General features: G+C 72.0%; 16 protein-coding genes. 8 read left to right on the forward strand and 8 right to left on the reverse strand.

The genetic code is table 11. The features are described 5' to 3' along the window. The first annotated feature begins 3 nt into the window (after window positions 1–3). Window positions 4–2211, forward strand: coding sequence for a hypothetical protein (locus Phou_RS30755; protein WP_173062382.1), 2208 nt, complete (start codon window positions 4–6; stop codon window positions 2209–2211). Between the two features lie 16 nt (window positions 2212–2227). Here the strand turns inward: Phou_RS30755 and Phou_RS30760 are convergent, their stop codons facing one another. The 3 genes from Phou_RS30760 to Phou_RS30770 all read right to left on the reverse strand — a co-directional run bounded on the left by Phou_RS30760 (window position 2228) and on the right by Phou_RS30770 (window position 4685). Next, a complete protein-coding gene (locus tag Phou_RS30760; protein ID WP_173062384.1) occupies window positions 2228–3256 on the reverse strand; it encodes a hypothetical protein in 1029 nt (342 codons plus the stop codon). Further along, window positions 3256–3789, reverse strand: coding sequence for a SigE family RNA polymerase sigma factor (locus Phou_RS30765; protein WP_173062386.1), 534 nt, complete (start codon window positions 3787–3789; stop codon window positions 3256–3258). The genes Phou_RS30760 and Phou_RS30765 overlap by 1 nt, the downstream gene beginning before the upstream one ends. A gap of 68 nt (window positions 3790–3857) precedes the next feature. Continuing rightward, window positions 3858–4685: an SDR family NAD(P)-dependent oxidoreductase gene (locus Phou_RS30770; RefSeq protein WP_173064788.1), complete on the reverse strand. Its 828-nt coding sequence runs from the start codon at window positions 4683–4685 to the stop codon at window positions 3858–3860. 80 nt (window positions 4686–4765) lie between these two features. Here Phou_RS30770 and Phou_RS30775 point away from each other — a divergent pair, with 80 nt between their 5' ends. The 4 genes from Phou_RS30775 to Phou_RS30790 all read left to right on the forward strand — a co-directional run bounded on the left by Phou_RS30775 (window position 4766) and on the right by Phou_RS30790 (window position 7077). Then, complete coding sequence (locus Phou_RS30775; protein WP_173062388.1) at window positions 4766–5362, forward strand: DUF998 domain-containing protein; 597 nt, start codon at window positions 4766–4768, stop codon at window positions 5360–5362. 108 nt (window positions 5363–5470) lie between these two features. Next, on the forward strand, window positions 5471–5770 hold the full coding sequence (locus tag Phou_RS30780) for a SemiSWEET family sugar transporter (RefSeq protein WP_173062390.1): 300 nt from the start codon (window positions 5471–5473) through the stop codon (window positions 5768–5770). A gap of 38 nt (window positions 5771–5808) precedes the next feature. Beyond that, window positions 5809–6564, forward strand: coding sequence for a GNAT family N-acetyltransferase (locus tag Phou_RS30785; protein WP_173062392.1), 756 nt, complete (start codon window positions 5809–5811; stop codon window positions 6562–6564). 99 nt (window positions 6565–6663) lie between these two features. Then, window positions 6664–7077 (forward strand): NUDIX hydrolase, encoded by a 414-nt coding sequence (locus tag Phou_RS30790; RefSeq protein ID WP_173062394.1) that lies wholly within the window; start codon window positions 6664–6666, stop codon window positions 7075–7077. Between the two features lie 83 nt (window positions 7078–7160). Here Phou_RS30790 and Phou_RS51410 read toward each other — a convergent pair whose 3' ends face one another. The 3 genes from Phou_RS51410 to Phou_RS30800 all read right to left on the reverse strand — a co-directional run bounded on the left by Phou_RS51410 (window position 7161) and on the right by Phou_RS30800 (window position 8547). Further along, entirely contained in the window at window positions 7161–7493 is a 333-nt protein-coding gene (locus tag Phou_RS51410; RefSeq protein ID WP_218579277.1) for an FAD-dependent oxidoreductase, read from the reverse strand. Beyond that, entirely contained in the window at window positions 7442–8182 is a 741-nt protein-coding gene (locus Phou_RS30795; protein WP_218579278.1) for an FAD-dependent oxidoreductase, read from the reverse strand. The genes Phou_RS51410 and Phou_RS30795 overlap by 52 nt, the downstream gene beginning before the upstream one ends. Before the next feature lie 200 nt (window positions 8183–8382). Then, entirely contained in the window at window positions 8383–8547 is a 165-nt protein-coding gene (locus Phou_RS30800; RefSeq protein ID WP_173062396.1) for a hypothetical protein, read from the reverse strand. Between the two features lie 277 nt (window positions 8548–8824). On the opposite strand from Phou_RS30800, the gene Phou_RS30805 reads away from it, so the two are divergent. Next, window positions 8825–10336, forward strand: coding sequence for a family 43 glycosylhydrolase (locus Phou_RS30805; RefSeq protein ID WP_173062399.1), 1512 nt, complete (start codon window positions 8825–8827; stop codon window positions 10334–10336). A 25-nt stretch (window positions 10337–10361) separates the two neighbouring features. Then, window positions 10362–11879 (forward strand): family 43 glycosylhydrolase, encoded by a 1518-nt coding sequence (locus tag Phou_RS30810; RefSeq protein WP_173062402.1) that lies wholly within the window; start codon window positions 10362–10364, stop codon window positions 11877–11879. Between the two features lie 68 nt (window positions 11880–11947). Here the strand turns inward: Phou_RS30810 and Phou_RS30815 are convergent, their stop codons facing one another. Further along, entirely contained in the window at window positions 11948–12790 is an 843-nt protein-coding gene (locus Phou_RS30815; protein ID WP_173062405.1) for an alpha/beta fold hydrolase, read from the reverse strand. Window positions 12791–13161: 371 nt separating this feature from the next. Beyond that, the gene (locus tag Phou_RS30820) at window positions 13162–13875 is read right to left on the reverse strand and encodes a VOC family protein (RefSeq protein ID WP_173062408.1); all 714 of its coding nucleotides are present in this window, start codon (window positions 13873–13875) and stop codon (window positions 13162–13164) included. 126 nt (window positions 13876–14001) lie between these two features. Here Phou_RS30820 and Phou_RS30825 point away from each other — a divergent pair, with 126 nt between their 5' ends. Further along, window positions 14002–16344, forward strand: a complete 2343-nt coding sequence (locus tag Phou_RS30825; protein WP_173062411.1) for a S8 family peptidase — start codon at window positions 14002–14004, stop codon at window positions 16342–16344. Window positions 16345–16405: the final 61 nt, after the last annotated feature.

Below are 16405 nucleotides of genomic sequence, written 5' to 3' on the forward strand. Positions count from 1 at the left end.
CCGATGACCTCCACCCACCACAAGAACCGCCCGAAGGCCGGCTCGTTCTCGGCCAGACCCACCACGCCGCCGGCCAACGCACCCACCCAGGCCAACGCACCCGCCCAGGCCAATGCCGGCCCCCAGGCCAATGCCGGCCCCCAGGCCAACGCCGGGCCCCAGGCCGGGGGCAACCAGCCTCAGCCGGCCGCCACGCCCGCGACCGACGACGCCCTGGTCAAGAACAAGCGCGACGAGCTCGCCAACCGGTTTCAGGAGTCGATGTCGGATCCGGGCTACGTCAAAACCCTTGTCGACGATCTGGCGAACGGGAAGCCGGACCAGGTTCGCGAGGTGATCGACTATCTGCGGTCGCCGAAGGTGAAGGCGCCCTGGCCAGGCCGGATCAAGGCCGCGCAGGCGCTCGTCGAGGCCACCTTCGCGAATCCGAAGGCCCTGGCCGCGCTTTACGAGGACCCCAAGCTGTTCGCGGTGCTGGTGATGGTGGCCAACGACATCCAGCCGTCCGGCTGGCTCGGCGCCAAGGTAGCCGCGTTCCCTCTGCGGCAGGACCTGGCGATGACGATGATTGAGAGCTGCTGGAAGGACTTCGCGGCTCCGACCAAGCTCGACCCAAACCTGCGCGACTGGCTGCTTGGCCTGGTGAGCGTCAAGCAGCTCAACGAGCGCGGCAGCGGCCGTGCCGGCAGGTTGCTCAACCTGCTGTGGAACTCCAAGGAGTACGGCGCGATCAAGAACCTCATTGCCGGAGGCATCGACATCCTGCAGCCGGCCACCGCCACCTGGCCGAGAGGACCAGAGGACGAGGGTGTCTACAGCGGGTTCGTCCAGCCGCTGGGGCACGTGCTCGCCGAGTCGGTCTGGCTCGTGTACCTCAAGGCACAGAAGGCACTGCCGAGCCTGCCGCACGCGCACGAGGAGCAGACCCGAGACGCGAAGATCGACCACATCGAGGAGATGCTGAAGATTATCGGTGGGTGGCAGAAGGAGCAGCGGCCCTTCCTCACGACATACGCCGACGTGGTCAATAGCGGCTTGGTCAAGGCGTTCCTGACCAAGAAGGGCACGATCTGGGGCTTCGAGAACATCCGGATGCCGTTCGTGCACGCCGTACGTGCCCTGGTCGACCCGCAGCCGCTGCGCATGATGGAGCTGTGGGAGACGGTCAAGATCGCCCTGGGAAAGGGTGAGTACGCGAAGCTGCTGGCTGATCCCGACACCACGATCGACCGGTTGATCAAGCTTGGCGTGGCGGACTTCCGGAAGAACGTCGCCGAGCATCCCTTCGAGTTCATGGACTACGGCGACATCGAAGCGTTCATCGCCGAGTTCGAGGCGCAGTGCAAGACCTTCCTGCAGGCACTGGCGCAGCCGACCCGGCTGCCCAAGTTCGCCACCGCGGCGATCGGCGGCCAGGACTACACCAAACACCTCGGCTCGTTCGGCTGCCAGGCCGGCCTGTACTGGGCGAAGAAGACCGGCAAGCCCGTCTACTACTGCATCGACGGCGTCGACTTCAAGGACGTCACGGAGTACAAGAGGTTCAAAACCAAGGCGATCAACGCGCACCTGCACGACGGCAAACCGGCCTACACCGACGCGATCACGCTGGCCGAGCTCCGGGAGATCCTGCGGCACTGGGACGAACTGGCCGACACCGTCATCTTCGTGGAGAAGGGCGAGATCCTCAAGGACGCCGAGATCAAGGTCAAGGGCTGGCGTGCCGATCTCTTCAAGGACGAGGGAAAGGACGCGGACGGCAGGAAGCCGAAGGAAAAGCCGGCGCCCGGGACGGAGCCGCGTCTCGCACCCACGCGTGCGGCCCTGCAGCCCATCATCGACACGTACATCAAGCCGCTCGGCCTGCCAGAGGCACACGTGAACAGCATCGGCGACCACGACATCATGCGGGTCGCCACGGCGGTCGACATGTTGCGGATCGCGGCGGCCGCCAAGGACACCAGCGTCGTCGGCCTGTGCCTTCAGTCCGCCAGCATCCTCGCCGCACACGGGATCCTGCCCGAAGACTTCGCCTACGGGTTCGACCAGCTGCTCAAGGAGAAGGACCCCGTCCGGCGGTCCACGCTCGTCACCGGACTCTTGTGGCAGCTGGCGGAGGCCGGCATCAGCGACCACCTCGCCAAGCCCCTCGCCGAGGCCGTCCGGCGCGTCCCGCCGCCGCCCCCGCCGCCTCCACCGGCCAAGAGCTGAGCCACCGGTAGCGCGGCTACCGGGCCGGCAGCGCCGCGTCCAGCTCGTGCCAGGTGGCCGGGTCGCGGACGTCGGCGAAGCTCATGCCGGCGACCACCCTGGCCATCTCCGCGCGGGACACGGTGCCGCTGCCGACGTCCACCGTGAACGTGCCGAAGTCGACCGCGCACCGGCGGCCGTCGACGAGGTCGGTGCACTGCGCGGGCCGGCCGGCGATCGTGCGGTCGGGGCGCCAGCCGGGCCGGCCGCTCGGCGGGCCGTCCAGCACCGTGATGTCCATGGCGCCGCCGTCACGTTCGAGCTGCACGACCGACAGTGCGGCCGGACTCGCCTGGACGACGTGGAACGGCCGGTACCCGGCGGGCAGGTAGCTGAGCCGGTACGGCACCGTCACCTCGTAGGGCGCGGTGAACCGCACCGCCTCCGCCAGGCTGACGAGGGTCTGCTGAGGCAGCGGCGGCCCGGACGTCTCGATGACGGCCCAGCCACCGGGCGCGTGCTCCCAGCGGATGGCGCTCGCGGCGCCCTTGACCGAGTACCAGGCTGGCTTGCCGTTGACCCGCACGCGCGCCGGGCTGTCGGAGACGTCCCAGGCGGCGCGGCTCTTGGTGTCCGCCCGGTGCACGAAGAGCTGGGCGCGGGCCGGCCCCTCCCCGGCCGGGCGGATGGCGGCGATCTGCACGTCGGCGTTGACGCCCATGGGCTGCAGCGTGAAGCCGGCGATCGGGCCGGGGCGCAGCGTGAACGCGAACGGGGGCCGCGGACCGCTCGGCACCGGCGCGGAAGAGGGGGTGGCCGCGGTGCCGGCAACCGGTGCGGTCACCGTCCGGACCGGGTCCTGCCGGTCAGGACCACCGGACCACTGGTGTACCGCCACCGGCAGGCCGGCCGCCATGACAGCGGCGGTGGCGGCCGCCGCGCCGGCGGTGTGCCGGCGCCGCCGCCTGACAGCGGTGCGCCGGGCACGTTCCAGCACCCGGTCCCGGTCCGGCGCCAGAACCTCCCGCTCGACGAGCGCGGCGCGCAGGTCTTCCTCGGTACGCATCATTGATCCTTCCTGACCAGAGCGGCTTGCCTGCGGTGCAGGTCGACGGGGTCCAGTTCGACGCGGAGTGTGGCCAGCGCGCGCGAGGCGTAGCCGCGTACCGTGCTCGGCCCGCAGCCCAGCACGTCCGCGATCTCGCCGTCGGACAAACCCTCGTAGTAGCGGAGCACGAGCACGACCTGCTGCCGGCGCGGCAGCCGGGCCAGCTCGGTGAGCAGGGCGTCGCGCTCGGCGTGCACGGTCGCCGCGTCCCGCTGCGCGGCCATCCACAAGGGACGGTGGTCCTCCGCGAGGCGGCCGATCGGTATCAGCCGCGTCCAGCGCCCCCGCCGCCAGGACAGAAACTCGTTGGTGACCATCCGGCGCACGTACAGGTCCGGCGCGCCGTGCCGGGTGATCCGCGACCACCGCGCGTGCGCGCGGGCGAGCACCTCCTGCACGATGTCCTCGGCGAGCTCCCGGTCCCCGGTGAGCACGGCGGCGTACCTGAGCAACGCGGGAGACCGCGACGCGGCGTACTCCTCGAAGGTCATCTCGCCTCCCGTCCCTGACGACCTGTCCACCCCTTAACACGCCGCCCGGGCGCGATCTGCTGTGCGGGTCAGGCGGAAAGTCCGGCGGCGGTGAGGCTCGCCTCCCACAGGCGGCGGGCCCGCTCCGGATCGGTGGCGCGGCGGGTGGCGGGCATCGGCGCCCGGGACGCGAAGTACCCGCCAGCCCGCAGCGCCTCGCCGGCGGTGGCGAGCCAGACGAGCGTGTCGGCCGCCCGCTCGGGCGTGCGGAAGAACATCGGCACGGCTCGGCCCAGCGTGAACAGCGGGCTCGTGCGGCCGAAGCCGGTCAGCACCGCGCCCGGGAAGAAGCAGGTCGGCACGACGCCGAGCGGCGCCCACCGGCGTGCGGCCTCGACCGTGAAGAGCAGGTTGGCCTGCTTGCTCGCGCCGTACGCCAGCCAGCGGCTGCGGTAGCGGGTCAGCGGCGCGAACGGGTTGTCGGGGTCGAGCCACCCCCACGCCTCGGCGAGCGACCCGGTGGTGACCAGCCGGGCCGGGCCGGGGGTGGCCGCGCGCAGGTTGTCCAGCAGCAGGTGGCTGAGCAGGAACCCGGCGAGGTGGTTGACCTGCATCGTGACGTCGTACCCGTCGACGGTCGCGCGGCGCCACGGGCCGAGCGCGCCCGCGTTGTTGACCAGGACGTCGATCCGGGGGTGGGCGGCGCGCAGGTCGGCGGCGACCCGGCGCACCTCGTCGAGGACCGCGAAGTCGGCCCGGTGGGCGGCCGGGGTGCGGCCGCCGGCACGCGCGACGCGCTGCACCGCCCGCTCCAGCCGGCCCGGGTCGCGGCCGAGCAGGACGACCTCGTCACCGGCGCGGGCGAGCGCCTCGGCGGCGGCGAGCCCGATCCCGGAGCTGCCGCCGGTGACCACCACGGTGCGCCTGTGCGACACCGTTACAACCTACGGCCCCGGTACGCCACCTGCCGGCCCCGCGGCCGTAGGGTCACGAAGTTGTGGGATCGGCAAGCCGCGCCGCGGCGCTCGCGGCGGTGGCCTGCTTCGTCGGGGGCGCGGTCGCGGTCACCGTCGCGGTGGTCGCGGGGCCGGCCGCCGGCTGGACGGGGTACGTCAGCGAGGCGGGCATCGGATCGGGCGGCTACCCGGCGGTGTACCGCATCGGGGTCCTGGTCTTCGCCGCCGGCCTGCTCCCGCTCAGCGTGGTGGCCGCCGGCACCAGCCGGGTCGCCGCCGCCCTGTTCGCCGGCGCGGCCGTCGGTGGCGCGCTGTCCGGGGTGGCGACCTGCAGCGAGGGATGCCCGCTGCCACCCTTCGAAGCCGCCACCGTGGCGGACCTCGTGCACGGCGTGGCGAGCATCGCGGCGGTCGGGGCGTGCGTGCTGGCGATGCCGGTCGTCGCGACGCGCGCCACCACCCGGTTGCGCCGGGCCTCCCTGGCCGCCGCCGCGGTGGCGTTTCCCCTCGCGGCCGCGGTCGGCGTGGGCATGCTGACCATCGGTCGCGGTGCCGTGGTCGGCGTCACGGAGCGGGTGCTCCTGATCACGGTCGCGGTCTGGCTGATCACGCTCGCCGCCAGGCTGCCGGAGCGCTGAGCCTCGCCGGCGCGGGTAAGCTGGGCAGCGGCCGCGTTTGCGCTCCCGACTCCCAGGGTCGACGCGGCCCGCCAGCCCGAGCGCCTCACCAAGCGAGGTGGTTCGGCCATGGCGTCAACTCTCGGGATCGTGGCAGCCAGCTGGGGCGTCGTGATGGCCGTCGCGCCGCTGCTTCAGATCCGCCGCATGATCATCCGCCGCTCGTCCGAGGACATCTCCCTCGGCTACTTCGCGGTGCTGCTGCCCGGGTTCGCGCTCTGGATCGCCTACGGCTGGAGCCGCGCCGACTGGGCGCTGCTGGTGCCCAACGCCGCCGCCCTCACCGTCGGGATCGCCACCATCCTGGCGAGTCTCGCGCTGCGCCGCGCGTCGGCGGACGGACATCTCTCCCCGGAACACCGCGACTGACCGCTTCGTCCCGTGCCGGGGGTCGGCACAATGGCGGGGTGCGATTGGTCACGCTCGACCGCGACTCGGTCGCCCCCATGCTGGCCGGCGAGACGCCGGGACCGGGCGCCATCCTCGCTCACGTGGCCACCACCGGTCACGGCCGCGCCTGGGCCGACCAGTGGCCGTCGCCGTCGGCGCTGCTGGTCGAGGTGGGCGGCAACTACCTGCTCGCGGGCGCGCCCGAGGCGGTCGAGCCGGCGGCGCTGCGCCCGCTGGTGACCGGGTTTCTCGCCGCGCCGGAGCAGTTCGCGCCGGTGGTGGCGGAGGCCTTCCCGGACCGGACGGTGTGGGACCGGATCATCCACCGGCTGCCGGCAGGGCAGGACGCCCCGCCGCCCGGTCCGGCGTCCGGGGTGCGCGCGCTGAACGCGGCGGACACGGACGCGGTCGCGGGCCTCAGCCCCGAGCTGGCCTGGGTCACGAAGACCTGGGGCGGGCCGGCCGGGCTGGCCAGCCGCGCCCACGCGCTCGGCGCCTTTGTCGACGGCCGGCTCGTCGCGGTGGCCGGCTCGTTCTTCATCGGCGCCCGGCACGAGGACGCGGTCGTGGCCACCGAGCCGCCGTGCCGCGGGCGCGGGCTGGCCACCGCGTGCGCGCGGGCGTGGTGTGCCGGGGTGGTGGCCCGCGGCCGGACGCCGACCTGGACCACCTCACCGGACAACCTCGGCAGCCGGCGGATCGCGGAGCGGCTGGGGCTGGAGCTGGTACGCCGCGACGTGCTGCACGTGGTCAATGTGGACGTTCCCGGTTAGCCGCGCCGTGCTGCCCATCGTCGATAGCGCCGGCAACACCCTCGTCGACTTTCGCCGCGTCGCCGAGGGGAGCGGTGGCCGGGCGTCGAAGATCTGCCCATGCCCGCGTCCCTGGTCGTGGTCCGCCACGCGGACACCATCCTGCTGATCTTCGACAGCTGGCGGCGGCAGTGGGAGCTTCCCGGCGGCACCCGCGAGCCGGGTGAGAGCGCCCACCAGACCGCGGTGCGGGAGCTGCGCGAGGAGACCGGCTTGGAGGTGGCGGGCCTTGTCCACGCAGGTGTGGCCGAGTTCGCACTCGTGGCGCCGCAGCGCCGCGAACTCCTTGCTGTGTACCAGGTCCGGCTCGAAGCGGTGCCCCCGCTGACGGTGAACGACGAGGCTTTGGCCTTCCGGTGGTGGTCCATCTCCGAACCGGCGGGCGAGGACGCAAGCCCGCTCGACGCGGAGATCGGCCGGCTGGTGGTCGCCGCGCCACCGACCGGCCCGGCCGGCGCGCCGGCCAGCACCTGACGCCGCCGGGATCCAGGCGGCGGCCGGGCGCCGCCGGTCTGCCGTCCGGCCCGCCGCCGTCCGGCAAGGATCTTGAAAGCGGCCTAGAAGCGGTCGAGGCGGCAGCCTGACAGAGCCGGCTCGACGCTTCCGTCGACCACCTCCCGCGCGACAAGGCGGCCCACGGCCGCGGCGAGCGTGACCGCCGCGTGCATCACCGCCACGTAGAGGCCGGGGACCTCGGCGACCGGGCCGACGATCGGCTCACCGTCGACCGGCATCGGGCGCTCTCCGACCCGGGTGCTGAGCAGCTCGACACCCTCGGCGCCGCGGAACGTGGAGCGGACGGCGGCAAGGGTCCGCTCGGCCGAGTCCGCGGCGGCGATCAGCCGGTCCGCGGCGACCTGCCGAAGGTCGAAGTCCTCGGTGTTGACCACCGTGCGGACCAGACCGGCCGGGGCGCGGAGCCGGAACAGCGGCGACGGCGACGGTTCGACCGGGACGCGCACGCCGAGGGCACGCTCAGGGCGGCGGTGGCGACTCCGGCCGCCAGCACCACCGTCGCACCGGAGAGGGGGCCTGCCGCCGTCTCCACCCCGGCAACCTGACCCGCCGCATCCCGGCGGACCGAGGTAACCGGCGTGTCCAGCTGCACCCGCGCGCCATGGGCGCGAGCGCCCGCGACCAGCCGCTCGGTCACGCCCACCGAGTCGACACCGCCGTCACCCGGCGCCCAGACAGCCCACTCGGGAGGCTGCCGGACGGTCGGCTCGAGCGCCGCCACGGCGGCCGCGTCCACGATCGTCTGCCCGGGCCCGGCGTCCGGCGCACCGCCCTCCCGACGCCAGCTCAGCGAGCCGGACCAGGTGACCGGGAGTCCCGGCAGCTCGGCACCGAGCCGGTGGTACTCCTCGGTCGCGCTGGCCCGCAGCCCGGCGGCGGGACCTGTGCGCACGCCGGAGGCCCCGATCCAGGCGAACGAGTCCGCCGTCACGCCCGCGCCCGGCAGCCCGGAGTCGACCAACGTCACGGCGGCGCCCGCCCGGGCGGCGTGGTAGGCCACCGATGCGCCGACAATGCCGGCACCGACGACGACCACGTCCCTGCTCACCGGTGGGCTCGACACGCTCACGACCTTAGCGCCCGCGGCGGCCCGGCCCGTTGCACGCGGGAAGCCTTTCGGCGTCAGGCAGCGCCCGGCCCGTTGCAGGCAGGACATCGACCAGGCGCGGCCCGGCGGGGCCTTGCCGCGCGGCTCCAGCACGACCACGGCGGGTCCGCGACGAAGTAGCCGTCGAGGTGGTCGTCCAGCTCGCGCCACCGGGCCTACAGGCGCTCGTGCTCGTCGCCCGGTCGCGGCCGGGCCCAGGTGAGGCGGATGCTGCCGGAGCGGCCGTCCGGGTGGCGCCAGCGCTTGCCGCGGGGCCGCCACAGGCCCAGGCGGGCGCCATCAGCCCACGATGGACCGAGCCGCCGGGCGGACAAAGCCACTGCCCGTCGTCCGGGCACTCCGCCGTCCGGGGGAGGGGAGCCGAATGTTTCCAGCAGGTTTCACTTGCGGACTCACCGATATCAATGCATGCTGTTTGCAGCGCTGCAAGAGACGGGTGCGGGGGTGACCCGATGCCGTCTCGTTGCGGCGAATGCGGGCCCGGTGCCGGGCAAGTCGCGCTATCTGTGTAGGACCGTGCCCGCGGTCAGCCATGTGAACGCTAACATCGACAGGCCTAAACCCACCTTCGGCGTGTCGCAGGTGAGGAGGGAACGGATGAGCAGGGTTCGGCGCGCGTTGGCGCTCGCCGTGGCCGGGGCCGTCGTGGCGGTTTCGGCCGTGGTGGTGACGCTGTCCTCGGCGTACGCGGTCACGATCGACCCGAACGCGTGGTACCAGATCGTGTCCCGCCACAGCGGACTCGCACTGGGCATCGCCGGATCGTCCACGGCGGACCAGGCCGGGCTGGTGCAGACAGCGCGGGGCGACCAGACCAGCAAGCAGTTCCAGTTCGTCGCCTCGGGCAACGGCTACTACCGGCTCAAGGCCCGGCACAGCGGCAAGGTCCTCGACGTGTGGGAGTGGTCGACCGCGGATGGCGCGAACATCGTGCAGTGGCCGGACCTCAACGGTGCGAACCAGCAGTGGTCGGTCGTCGACACCACCTCCGGGTACGTCAAGATGGTCAACCGCAACAGCGGCAAGGCGCTGGACGTGTGGGAGTGGTCCACGTCGGACGGTGCGCGGATCTCCCAGTACACCGACGTGGGCGGCACCAACCAGCAGTGGCAGCTGGTCGCGGCCGGCGGCGGCACACCGACGACCGCGCCGACGACCGGCGGCCCGGCGCGCACGTTCACCAACCCGGTCAAGCGCAACGGGCCCGACCCCTGGCTGACGTACCACAACGGCTACTACTACCTGGCCACCACCACGTGGAACTCGACGATCACGATGCGCCGCTCGACCACGCTGGGCGGCCTGGCCACGGCCTCCGACCAGGTGGTCTTCAACCTCGCGGGCCGGGCGAACGGGTGCTGCAACATGTGGGCCCCGGAGTTCCATCTGCTCAACGGGCGCTGGTACCTGTACTACGTGGCCGGCCAGAACGTGGCCGACTACAACCCCACGCAGCGGCTGCACGTGCTGGAGAGCGCCGGCACCGATCCGATGGGGCCGTACACGTTCAAGGCCGACCTCGGCGGCGACTGGCAACTGGACGCCAGCGTGCTGCAGGTGAGCGGCCGGCTGTACCTGATGGGCACGTACAACGCCGGCGGCAGCTTCGGGCAGAGCCTGTTCATCACGCCGATGAGCAACCCCTACACGCTGAGCGGCTCCCGCGTGCGCCTGACCTCGCCGACCCTGAGCTGGGAGCGGCAGACCGGCGCGGTGGCCGAAGGGCCGGAGCCGCTCTACCGCAACGGCAGGACCTTCATCGTGTACTCCGCCAGCGCGTGCTGGGGTCCGGACTACAAGCTGGGCCTGCTCACCTTCACCGGCTCGGACCCGCTCAACCCCGCGCACTGGACCAAATCGCCGAACCCCGTCTTCCAGCGCAACGACGCCAACGGTGTCTTCGCTCCCGGGCACAACGGCTTCTTCAAGTCACCCGACGGCACCGAGGACTGGATCGTCTACCACGCCAACGACTCGGCCGGCGGCGGCTGCGACATGAACCGCTCCACCCGGGCGCAGAAGTTCACCTGGAACGCCGACGGCACGCCGAACTTCGGCACACCCGTGCGCCTCGGCGTCACCCTCACCGCACCCTCCGGCGAGCGCTGACCTCAGCGCGCGAAAGGGCACCTCGATGAACCTCACCTCACCGGCGCCGTCGCGGCGGCGCCTCCGGCGGTCGCTGGTCGCCGCCCTGGTCGGCGCGGTCGTGGCCGCCTCGGCCGCGGTCGTCACGTTCTCCAACGCGTACGCGGTCACGATCGACCCCAACGCCTGGTACCAGGTCGTGTCCCGCCACAGTGGACTCGCACTGGGCATCGCCGGATCGTCCACGGCGGACCAGGCCGGCCTGGTACAGACCGCGCGGGGCGACCAGGCGAGCAAGCAGTTCCAGTTCGTCGCCTCGGGCAACGGCTACTACCGGCTCAAGGCCCGGCACAGCGGCAAGGTGCTGGACGTCCTCAACTTCTCCACCGCCAACGGCGCCAACGTCGTGCAGTGGTCCGACCTGAACGGCACCAACCAGCAGTGGTCGGCGGTGGACACCGACTCCGGGTACGTCAAGCTGCTCAACCGCAACAGCGGCAAGGCGCTGGACGTGTGGGAGTGGTCCACGTCGGACGGTGGGCGGATCTCCCAGTACAACGACACGGGCGGGACGAACCAGCAGTGGCAGCTCGTCACGGTCGGCTCGGGCACCCCGACGACGGCGCCGACGACCGCGGCACCCACGAGCTCGCCCGGCACGCCGCCCGGCTCGTACCCCAACCCCGCCCGGCTGACCGGCTCGACCGGCGCGCACGACCCCACCGCGGTCCGGGCGCCCAACGGCACGTACATCGTCGTGACCACCGGCGACAACCTGCCGATCAAGACGTCGACCGACCGGACCTCCTGGCAGAACGCCGGTGTCGTCTGGCCGAACGGCGCCTCGTGGACCACGGCGTACACCGGTGGCGGCCGGAGCCTGTGGGCGCCGGACATCTCGTACCGCAACGGCCAGTTCTACCTGTACTACTCGGCATCGACCTTCGGTTCGCAGCACTCGGCGATCTTCCTGGCCACCAGCCCGACCGGCGCCGCCGGATCGTGGACGAACCAGGGGCTGATCATCGAGAGCAGCTCGGCGGTGAACTACAACGCGATCGACCCGAACCTCATCGTCGACGACGCGGGTCAGTGGTGGCTGAGCTTCGGCTCGTTCTGGACCGGCATCAAGCTGATCCGCCTCGACTCCGGCACCGGCCGCAGGTCCACATCGGACACGGCGGTACGGGCGCTCGCGCAGCGGACCACGGCCGGCGGGGCGATCGAGGCGCCGTTCATCTACAAGCGCGGCGCGTACTACTACCTGTTCGTCTCGTTCGACCGCTGCTGCCAGGGAGCCTCCAGCACGTACCGGATCATGGTGGGTCGTTCGACGTCGGTGACCGGCCCGTACACCGACCGCAACGGGGTGGCCCTGACCGCCGGCGGCGGCACCCAGATCCTGGCCGGGCACGGCTCCATCCACGGGCCGGGCCATCAGGCCGTGCTCGGTGACAGCGGCGGCGACGTGTTGTTCTACCACTACTACGCCGACAGCGGCGCGTCGTTCCTCGGCATCAACCAGCTCGGCTGGGATGCCGCGGCCTGGCCGTACGTCTACTGACGGCGCACCTCACGATCCGGCCCGGGGCCGCGGCCCCGGGCCGGACGCCGCCCCGAGGGCTGTCATGGTCACGCGGTGTGGCGCAGCAGGGCGTCCACGACGGCCGGCCACGTCACGCGCGGCACGCCCTGCCCGATGCCGGGCAGTGTGAGCAGCGTGGCGCCGGGGATCTCCGCGGCCAGCGCGACAGCGTTTCCGTGCGGGAAGAACGGATCCTCGTCCCCGTGGATCACCAGGGTCGGTGCGGTGATCTCGCCGAGCCGCTCGCGCCACCGCGGCTTGCAGTCGACGGCCGCGAACATGGTGCCGAGGTGGCTCGCCCGCTGTGCCTTCGCCGTGCCTCCCGCCCGGTCGAATACTGCCCCGGCGGTCGCCCGCACGTCCCGTTCGTCGAATCCGCGCGACCCGGACAGCAGCCGCGCGGAGCCGGTCATGTAGTCGACCACGCTGCTTCGATCGGTCCAGTCCGGCCCCGGACGCCCGAACAGCTGCTCCATCACCTGCGGTGCGTGGTCGGGCAGGTCGGGATCGGCGGGTCCGGGCGCGACCGCACGGGTGGAGACCAGCGTCAGCGACGCGACCTGGTCGGGATGGTCGAGCGCGAGCAGCTGCGCGACGAAGCCGCCGACACCCATCCCGACCACGTGTGTACGCCCGAGGTCCAGCGCCACCACCAGCTCGGACGCGTCGGTCACCAGGTCGCGCAGGTCGTAGCCGGGCGCGTCCGGGTCGACGAACGTCGACTGGCCGGCGTCGCGCAGGTCGTAGCGCACCACGTACCGCCCGGAAAGCGCCGCGCACAGCTCGTCCGGCCAGCTCAGCATGGTGACGCCGACGAGCAGCACCGGCGGGTCCGCCGGGTCGCCGAAGGTCTCCACGCACAGCTCGACACCGTTGACCTTGATGGGCATCTCCCACTCCTTCCGAGTCATCAACTCAGACCAAGCGGCGCCCGAAAACTCATCGCACCCGCGCCGGGGCGTCGACAGAGCTAGAAACTCTCCCGAAAGTACCGCACTCAAGACCGCCACTTTCGGTGGTTACCGGGCCGTCGTGGCCTGGCCTCCGCCGGAGCGGTATTGATCGTCGCCAAAACCACCCAGGCCGCAGCCGCCGACTACCCGGTGGCCAACACGTCCGTGCCGGCCAGCTCCCGGCTGCCCGATCCGTTGCGGAAGCCCTTCGCAGTACCCCACCACAGGCCGTGTGCGGCGACTCCGGTCACCGCGCACGGCTTGGTGTCCCGGCCGGACGTGAACAGGCCCGGCTCAACAGAAGCGGGTCACCAGACGAGGCAGAAGGGGTGGTCGGCGGGGTCGGTGAAGACCCGGTAGCGTTCGCCGCCGGCACTGAGCCGCCGCGCGCCCAGCTCCAGCGCGCGGGCCTGCGCGGTGACGAGGTCGTCGACGACGAGGTCGAGGTGGGCCTGCTGGGGGTACGCCGGATCGGGCCAGCGGGGTGGGTTGTAGTCGTCGACCCGCTGGAACATCAGGTTTCGCTCGCCGTCGGTGATGAGCGCGCCCTCGGGGTGGTCGTGGACGAGCCGCATGCCGGTGAGGTCGGCGTAGAAACGGGCCAGCTCCGATGCGTCGGGGGCGTCGACCGTGACCGCGAACAGGCGCATCACCGGGCCGACGCCGTCGGCCTGGCAGAGGTCGAACGGATGGCCGGCCGGGTCGGCCATGGTGATCCACGCGGGACCGTCGGCCAGCCGGGTGGCGCCGAGACGGATGGCGCGCTCGACCTGCGCCTGCGGATCGTCGGTCTCCAGGTCCAGGTGGAACTGCTGCGGAAACTCCTGTCCGGGCCAGCGCGGCGGGACGTGGTCGGGTGCCCGCTGAAACTCGATCTCCTGGCCCTCCGGGGTGCGGAGGCCGAACCGCTCGCCGTCTTTGCGCACGATGTCCCATCCGGTGAGTCCGGCATAGAACGCACCGACCGTGTCGATATCCACCGCATCGAAGATGGCCAGGTCCAGACGGGCATTGCCGGTCATGGTCACATTCTGCCTTGTCCGCGGCCCCAACCGGGCGGCGTCGGTACCGCCACCCCCTGTCCAGTGGCGTCCATCGCTGTCTACGATCGCCGTCCCGGTGACGGACAGCGTGCGAGCCTGCACGCCATGCGTACACATAGACGCCCTTTGCCGGGCGTACCCAGCCGCTGGCTGGCTCTGTTCGTGATCGCGGCACTCGCCGCGGGCCTGGCACCGGCGACGGCCTCGGCCGCCCCGCCGCCGGCGGCCGCGGCGGGGGAGAGCGTCCGCGTGATCGTGGGCCTGCGGGCCGACTTCGACCCGTCGTCACTGCGGCAGCAGGCGACCCGGGCCTCGGCACAGGAGCGGATCGCCACCGCCGCCGCCGCGGTCGAAACCGAGCTGCGCGGCGTGCCGCACACGATCCACCACCGGTACGACTCGCTGCCGTACCTGGCGTTGACCGCACCGTCCGGCGCGATCGACGCGCTGCGCAAGGCCGGCCGGATCACGTCGGTGCAGCGCGACGAGGCGGAACGGGTGGCGCTGTCGGACAGCACGCGGATCATCGGCGCGCAGGAGGCGACCGCGCACGGCTTCGACGGTACGGGCCGGGTCATCGCGGTGCTCGACACCGGTGTCGAACGGACCCACCCGTTCCTGTCCGGCCGGGTCGTGGAAGAGGCGTGCTTCTCCGGCAACAGCAACTGCCCGAACGGGAGCACGTCACAGACCGGTGTCGGGGCGGCGGCGCCGTGCACGTACTCGCCGAGCGAATGCCCGCACGGCACGCACGTGGCGGGGATCGCGGCCGGGCGGCGGTCCGGGTCGATCACCTTCGACGGGGTGGCGCCGGGTGCCAGCGTCATGCCGATCCAGGTGTTCAGCCGCTTCACCGGGACCTTCGACTGCGGCCCGCTGCTTGCGGTCTGCGCCAAGTCGTTCCAGTCCGACCAGGTCGCCGGGCTCAACCAGGTGATCAACCGGCTGCTCGGCGGCGTGCGGATCGCCGCGGTCAACATCAGCATCGGGTCGGCCGCCACCCAGTCGACGGCGTGCGACAGCGACGTGCGCAAAACGGCGATCGACTCGCTGCGCGCCCAAGGGGTGCCCACGGTCATCGCGTCCGGCAACTCCGGCTCCAACACCGGCGTGAGCACGCCGGCGTGCATCAGCACCGCGGTCACCGTGGGCAACACCACGAAGGCCGACGCGGTGGCCAGCGACTCCAACTCCTCCCAGCAGGTCGACCTCCTGGCCCCCGGCTCGTCGATCGTGTCGTCGGTGCCGGGCGGCGGTACGGCCACGATGAGCGGCACCTCGATGGCCGCGCCGCACGTCGCGGGCGCGATGGCCGTGTACCGGGAGAGATTCCCCGGCACCGACCTGTCGACGGTGCTCGCCACCCTGCACAACACGGGAGTGGTGATCACCGATCCGGACAACCTCGTGGTGAAGCGGCGGATCAACATCAGCACCGCGATGGCCGGCTACGCCTTCGTCTGGGCAAACCAGCCGTCGTCCGCCTCGTACACGCCGGACACCTTCTACCAGTGGAACTCCACCGCCGCCACCGTCCAGATCATCCGCCAGGGCACCGGCGACTACATGGTGCAGCTGTTCGGCCTGGCCGGCACCGAGCAGGCCGCCGGCCTCGTCGCCGGCGGGCATGTGCAGGTCACCATGCACGGCCAGACGACGAACCGGTGCAAGGTGGGTGACTGGTTCATGTTCAGCACCAGCGAGCTGCGGGTGCGGGTGCTGTGCCACACCACCGCCGGTGCGGCCGTCGACAACCGGTTCTCGATGCTCTACTACAACTACGAGACCGTGCGGGCCGTCGACATGGGCTACGCATGGGTCTCCGCCTCCGGCAGCGCGCCGACGCTGTGGCAGGCCAACTCGTCCGCCGCCACCGCGGTCAACACCGTGACGCACACCGCCGGCAGCGGCATCTACACCGTGCTCTTCCCGGGTCTGACCGACGGCAACGGCAACGCGCAGGTGACCGCGGTCGGCGGTGGATCCGAGTACTGCAAGATCCGCAGCAGCAGCGTGGTCGCGGCGGGCGCCCAGGTCGTGGTCGGCTGCCACAACGCGGCCGGCACGCTGGTCGACGCCGCCTTCGACGTCGCGTACACCGCGGGCGCGGTGCCCAGCGACGGGCACGGGGCCTACGGCACGGCCCATCTGTCCAGCAGCACTGCCTGGTACAACCTGAACAACCGGTTCAACACCTCCGGCGGCGTGGTGCAGGCACGGCGGACGCCGGGCACCTCCGCGGGCACCTACGAGGTGCGGCTGGGCAACCAGGTGGACTTCGACGACACCAACACGATCGTGACCGCGATCGGCACCTCCGGCACGACCTGCGGCATCGAGTTCTGGGTCGCCTCGGGCAGCGACACGCTCGTGCAGGTGAGCTGCCGCAGCCCCGCAGGTACGCCGATCAACAGCCAGTTTTCGCTGCTTTTCACGACAAACCGCTGACGCTATGAGGGGGTCGCCGGCCCGGGGAGTGTCCCGGGCCGGCGGCGCGCGCACCGACACT

The organism is Phytohabitans houttuyneae (genome assembly GCF_011764425.1).
Taxonomy (GTDB): Bacteria; Actinomycetota; Actinomycetes; order Mycobacteriales; family Micromonosporaceae; genus Phytohabitans; species Phytohabitans houttuyneae.

What these genes read in the sequence shown, in the direction of transcription:
- Phou_RS30755 (WP_173062382.1), top strand. Translation starts at nt 4, where the DNA reads ATGACCTCCACCCACCACAAGAACCGCCCGAAGGCCGGCTCGTTCTCG.
- Phou_RS30760 (WP_173062384.1), bottom strand. Translation starts at nt 3,256, where the DNA reads ATGCGTACCGAGGAAGACCTGCGCGCCGCGCTCGTCGAGCGGGAGGTT.
- Phou_RS30765 (WP_173062386.1), bottom strand. Translation starts at nt 3,789, where the DNA reads ATGACCTTCGAGGAGTACGCCGCGTCGCGGTCTCCCGCGTTGCTCAGG.
- Phou_RS30780 (WP_173062390.1), top strand. Translation starts at nt 5,471, where the DNA reads ATGGCGTCAACTCTCGGGATCGTGGCAGCCAGCTGGGGCGTCGTGATG.
- Phou_RS30790 (WP_173062394.1), top strand. Translation starts at nt 6,664, where the DNA reads ATGCCCGCGTCCCTGGTCGTGGTCCGCCACGCGGACACCATCCTGCTG.
- Phou_RS30805 (WP_173062399.1), top strand. Translation starts at nt 8,825, where the DNA reads ATGAGCAGGGTTCGGCGCGCGTTGGCGCTCGCCGTGGCCGGGGCCGTC.
- Phou_RS30810 (WP_173062402.1), top strand. Translation starts at nt 10,362, where the DNA reads ATGAACCTCACCTCACCGGCGCCGTCGCGGCGGCGCCTCCGGCGGTCG.
- Phou_RS30815 (WP_173062405.1), bottom strand. Translation starts at nt 12,790, where the DNA reads ATGCCCATCAAGGTCAACGGTGTCGAGCTGTGCGTGGAGACCTTCGGC.
- Phou_RS30820 (WP_173062408.1), bottom strand. Translation starts at nt 13,875, where the DNA reads ATGACCGGCAATGCCCGTCTGGACCTGGCCATCTTCGATGCGGTGGAT.
- Phou_RS30825 (WP_173062411.1), top strand. Translation starts at nt 14,002, where the DNA reads ATGCGTACACATAGACGCCCTTTGCCGGGCGTACCCAGCCGCTGGCTG.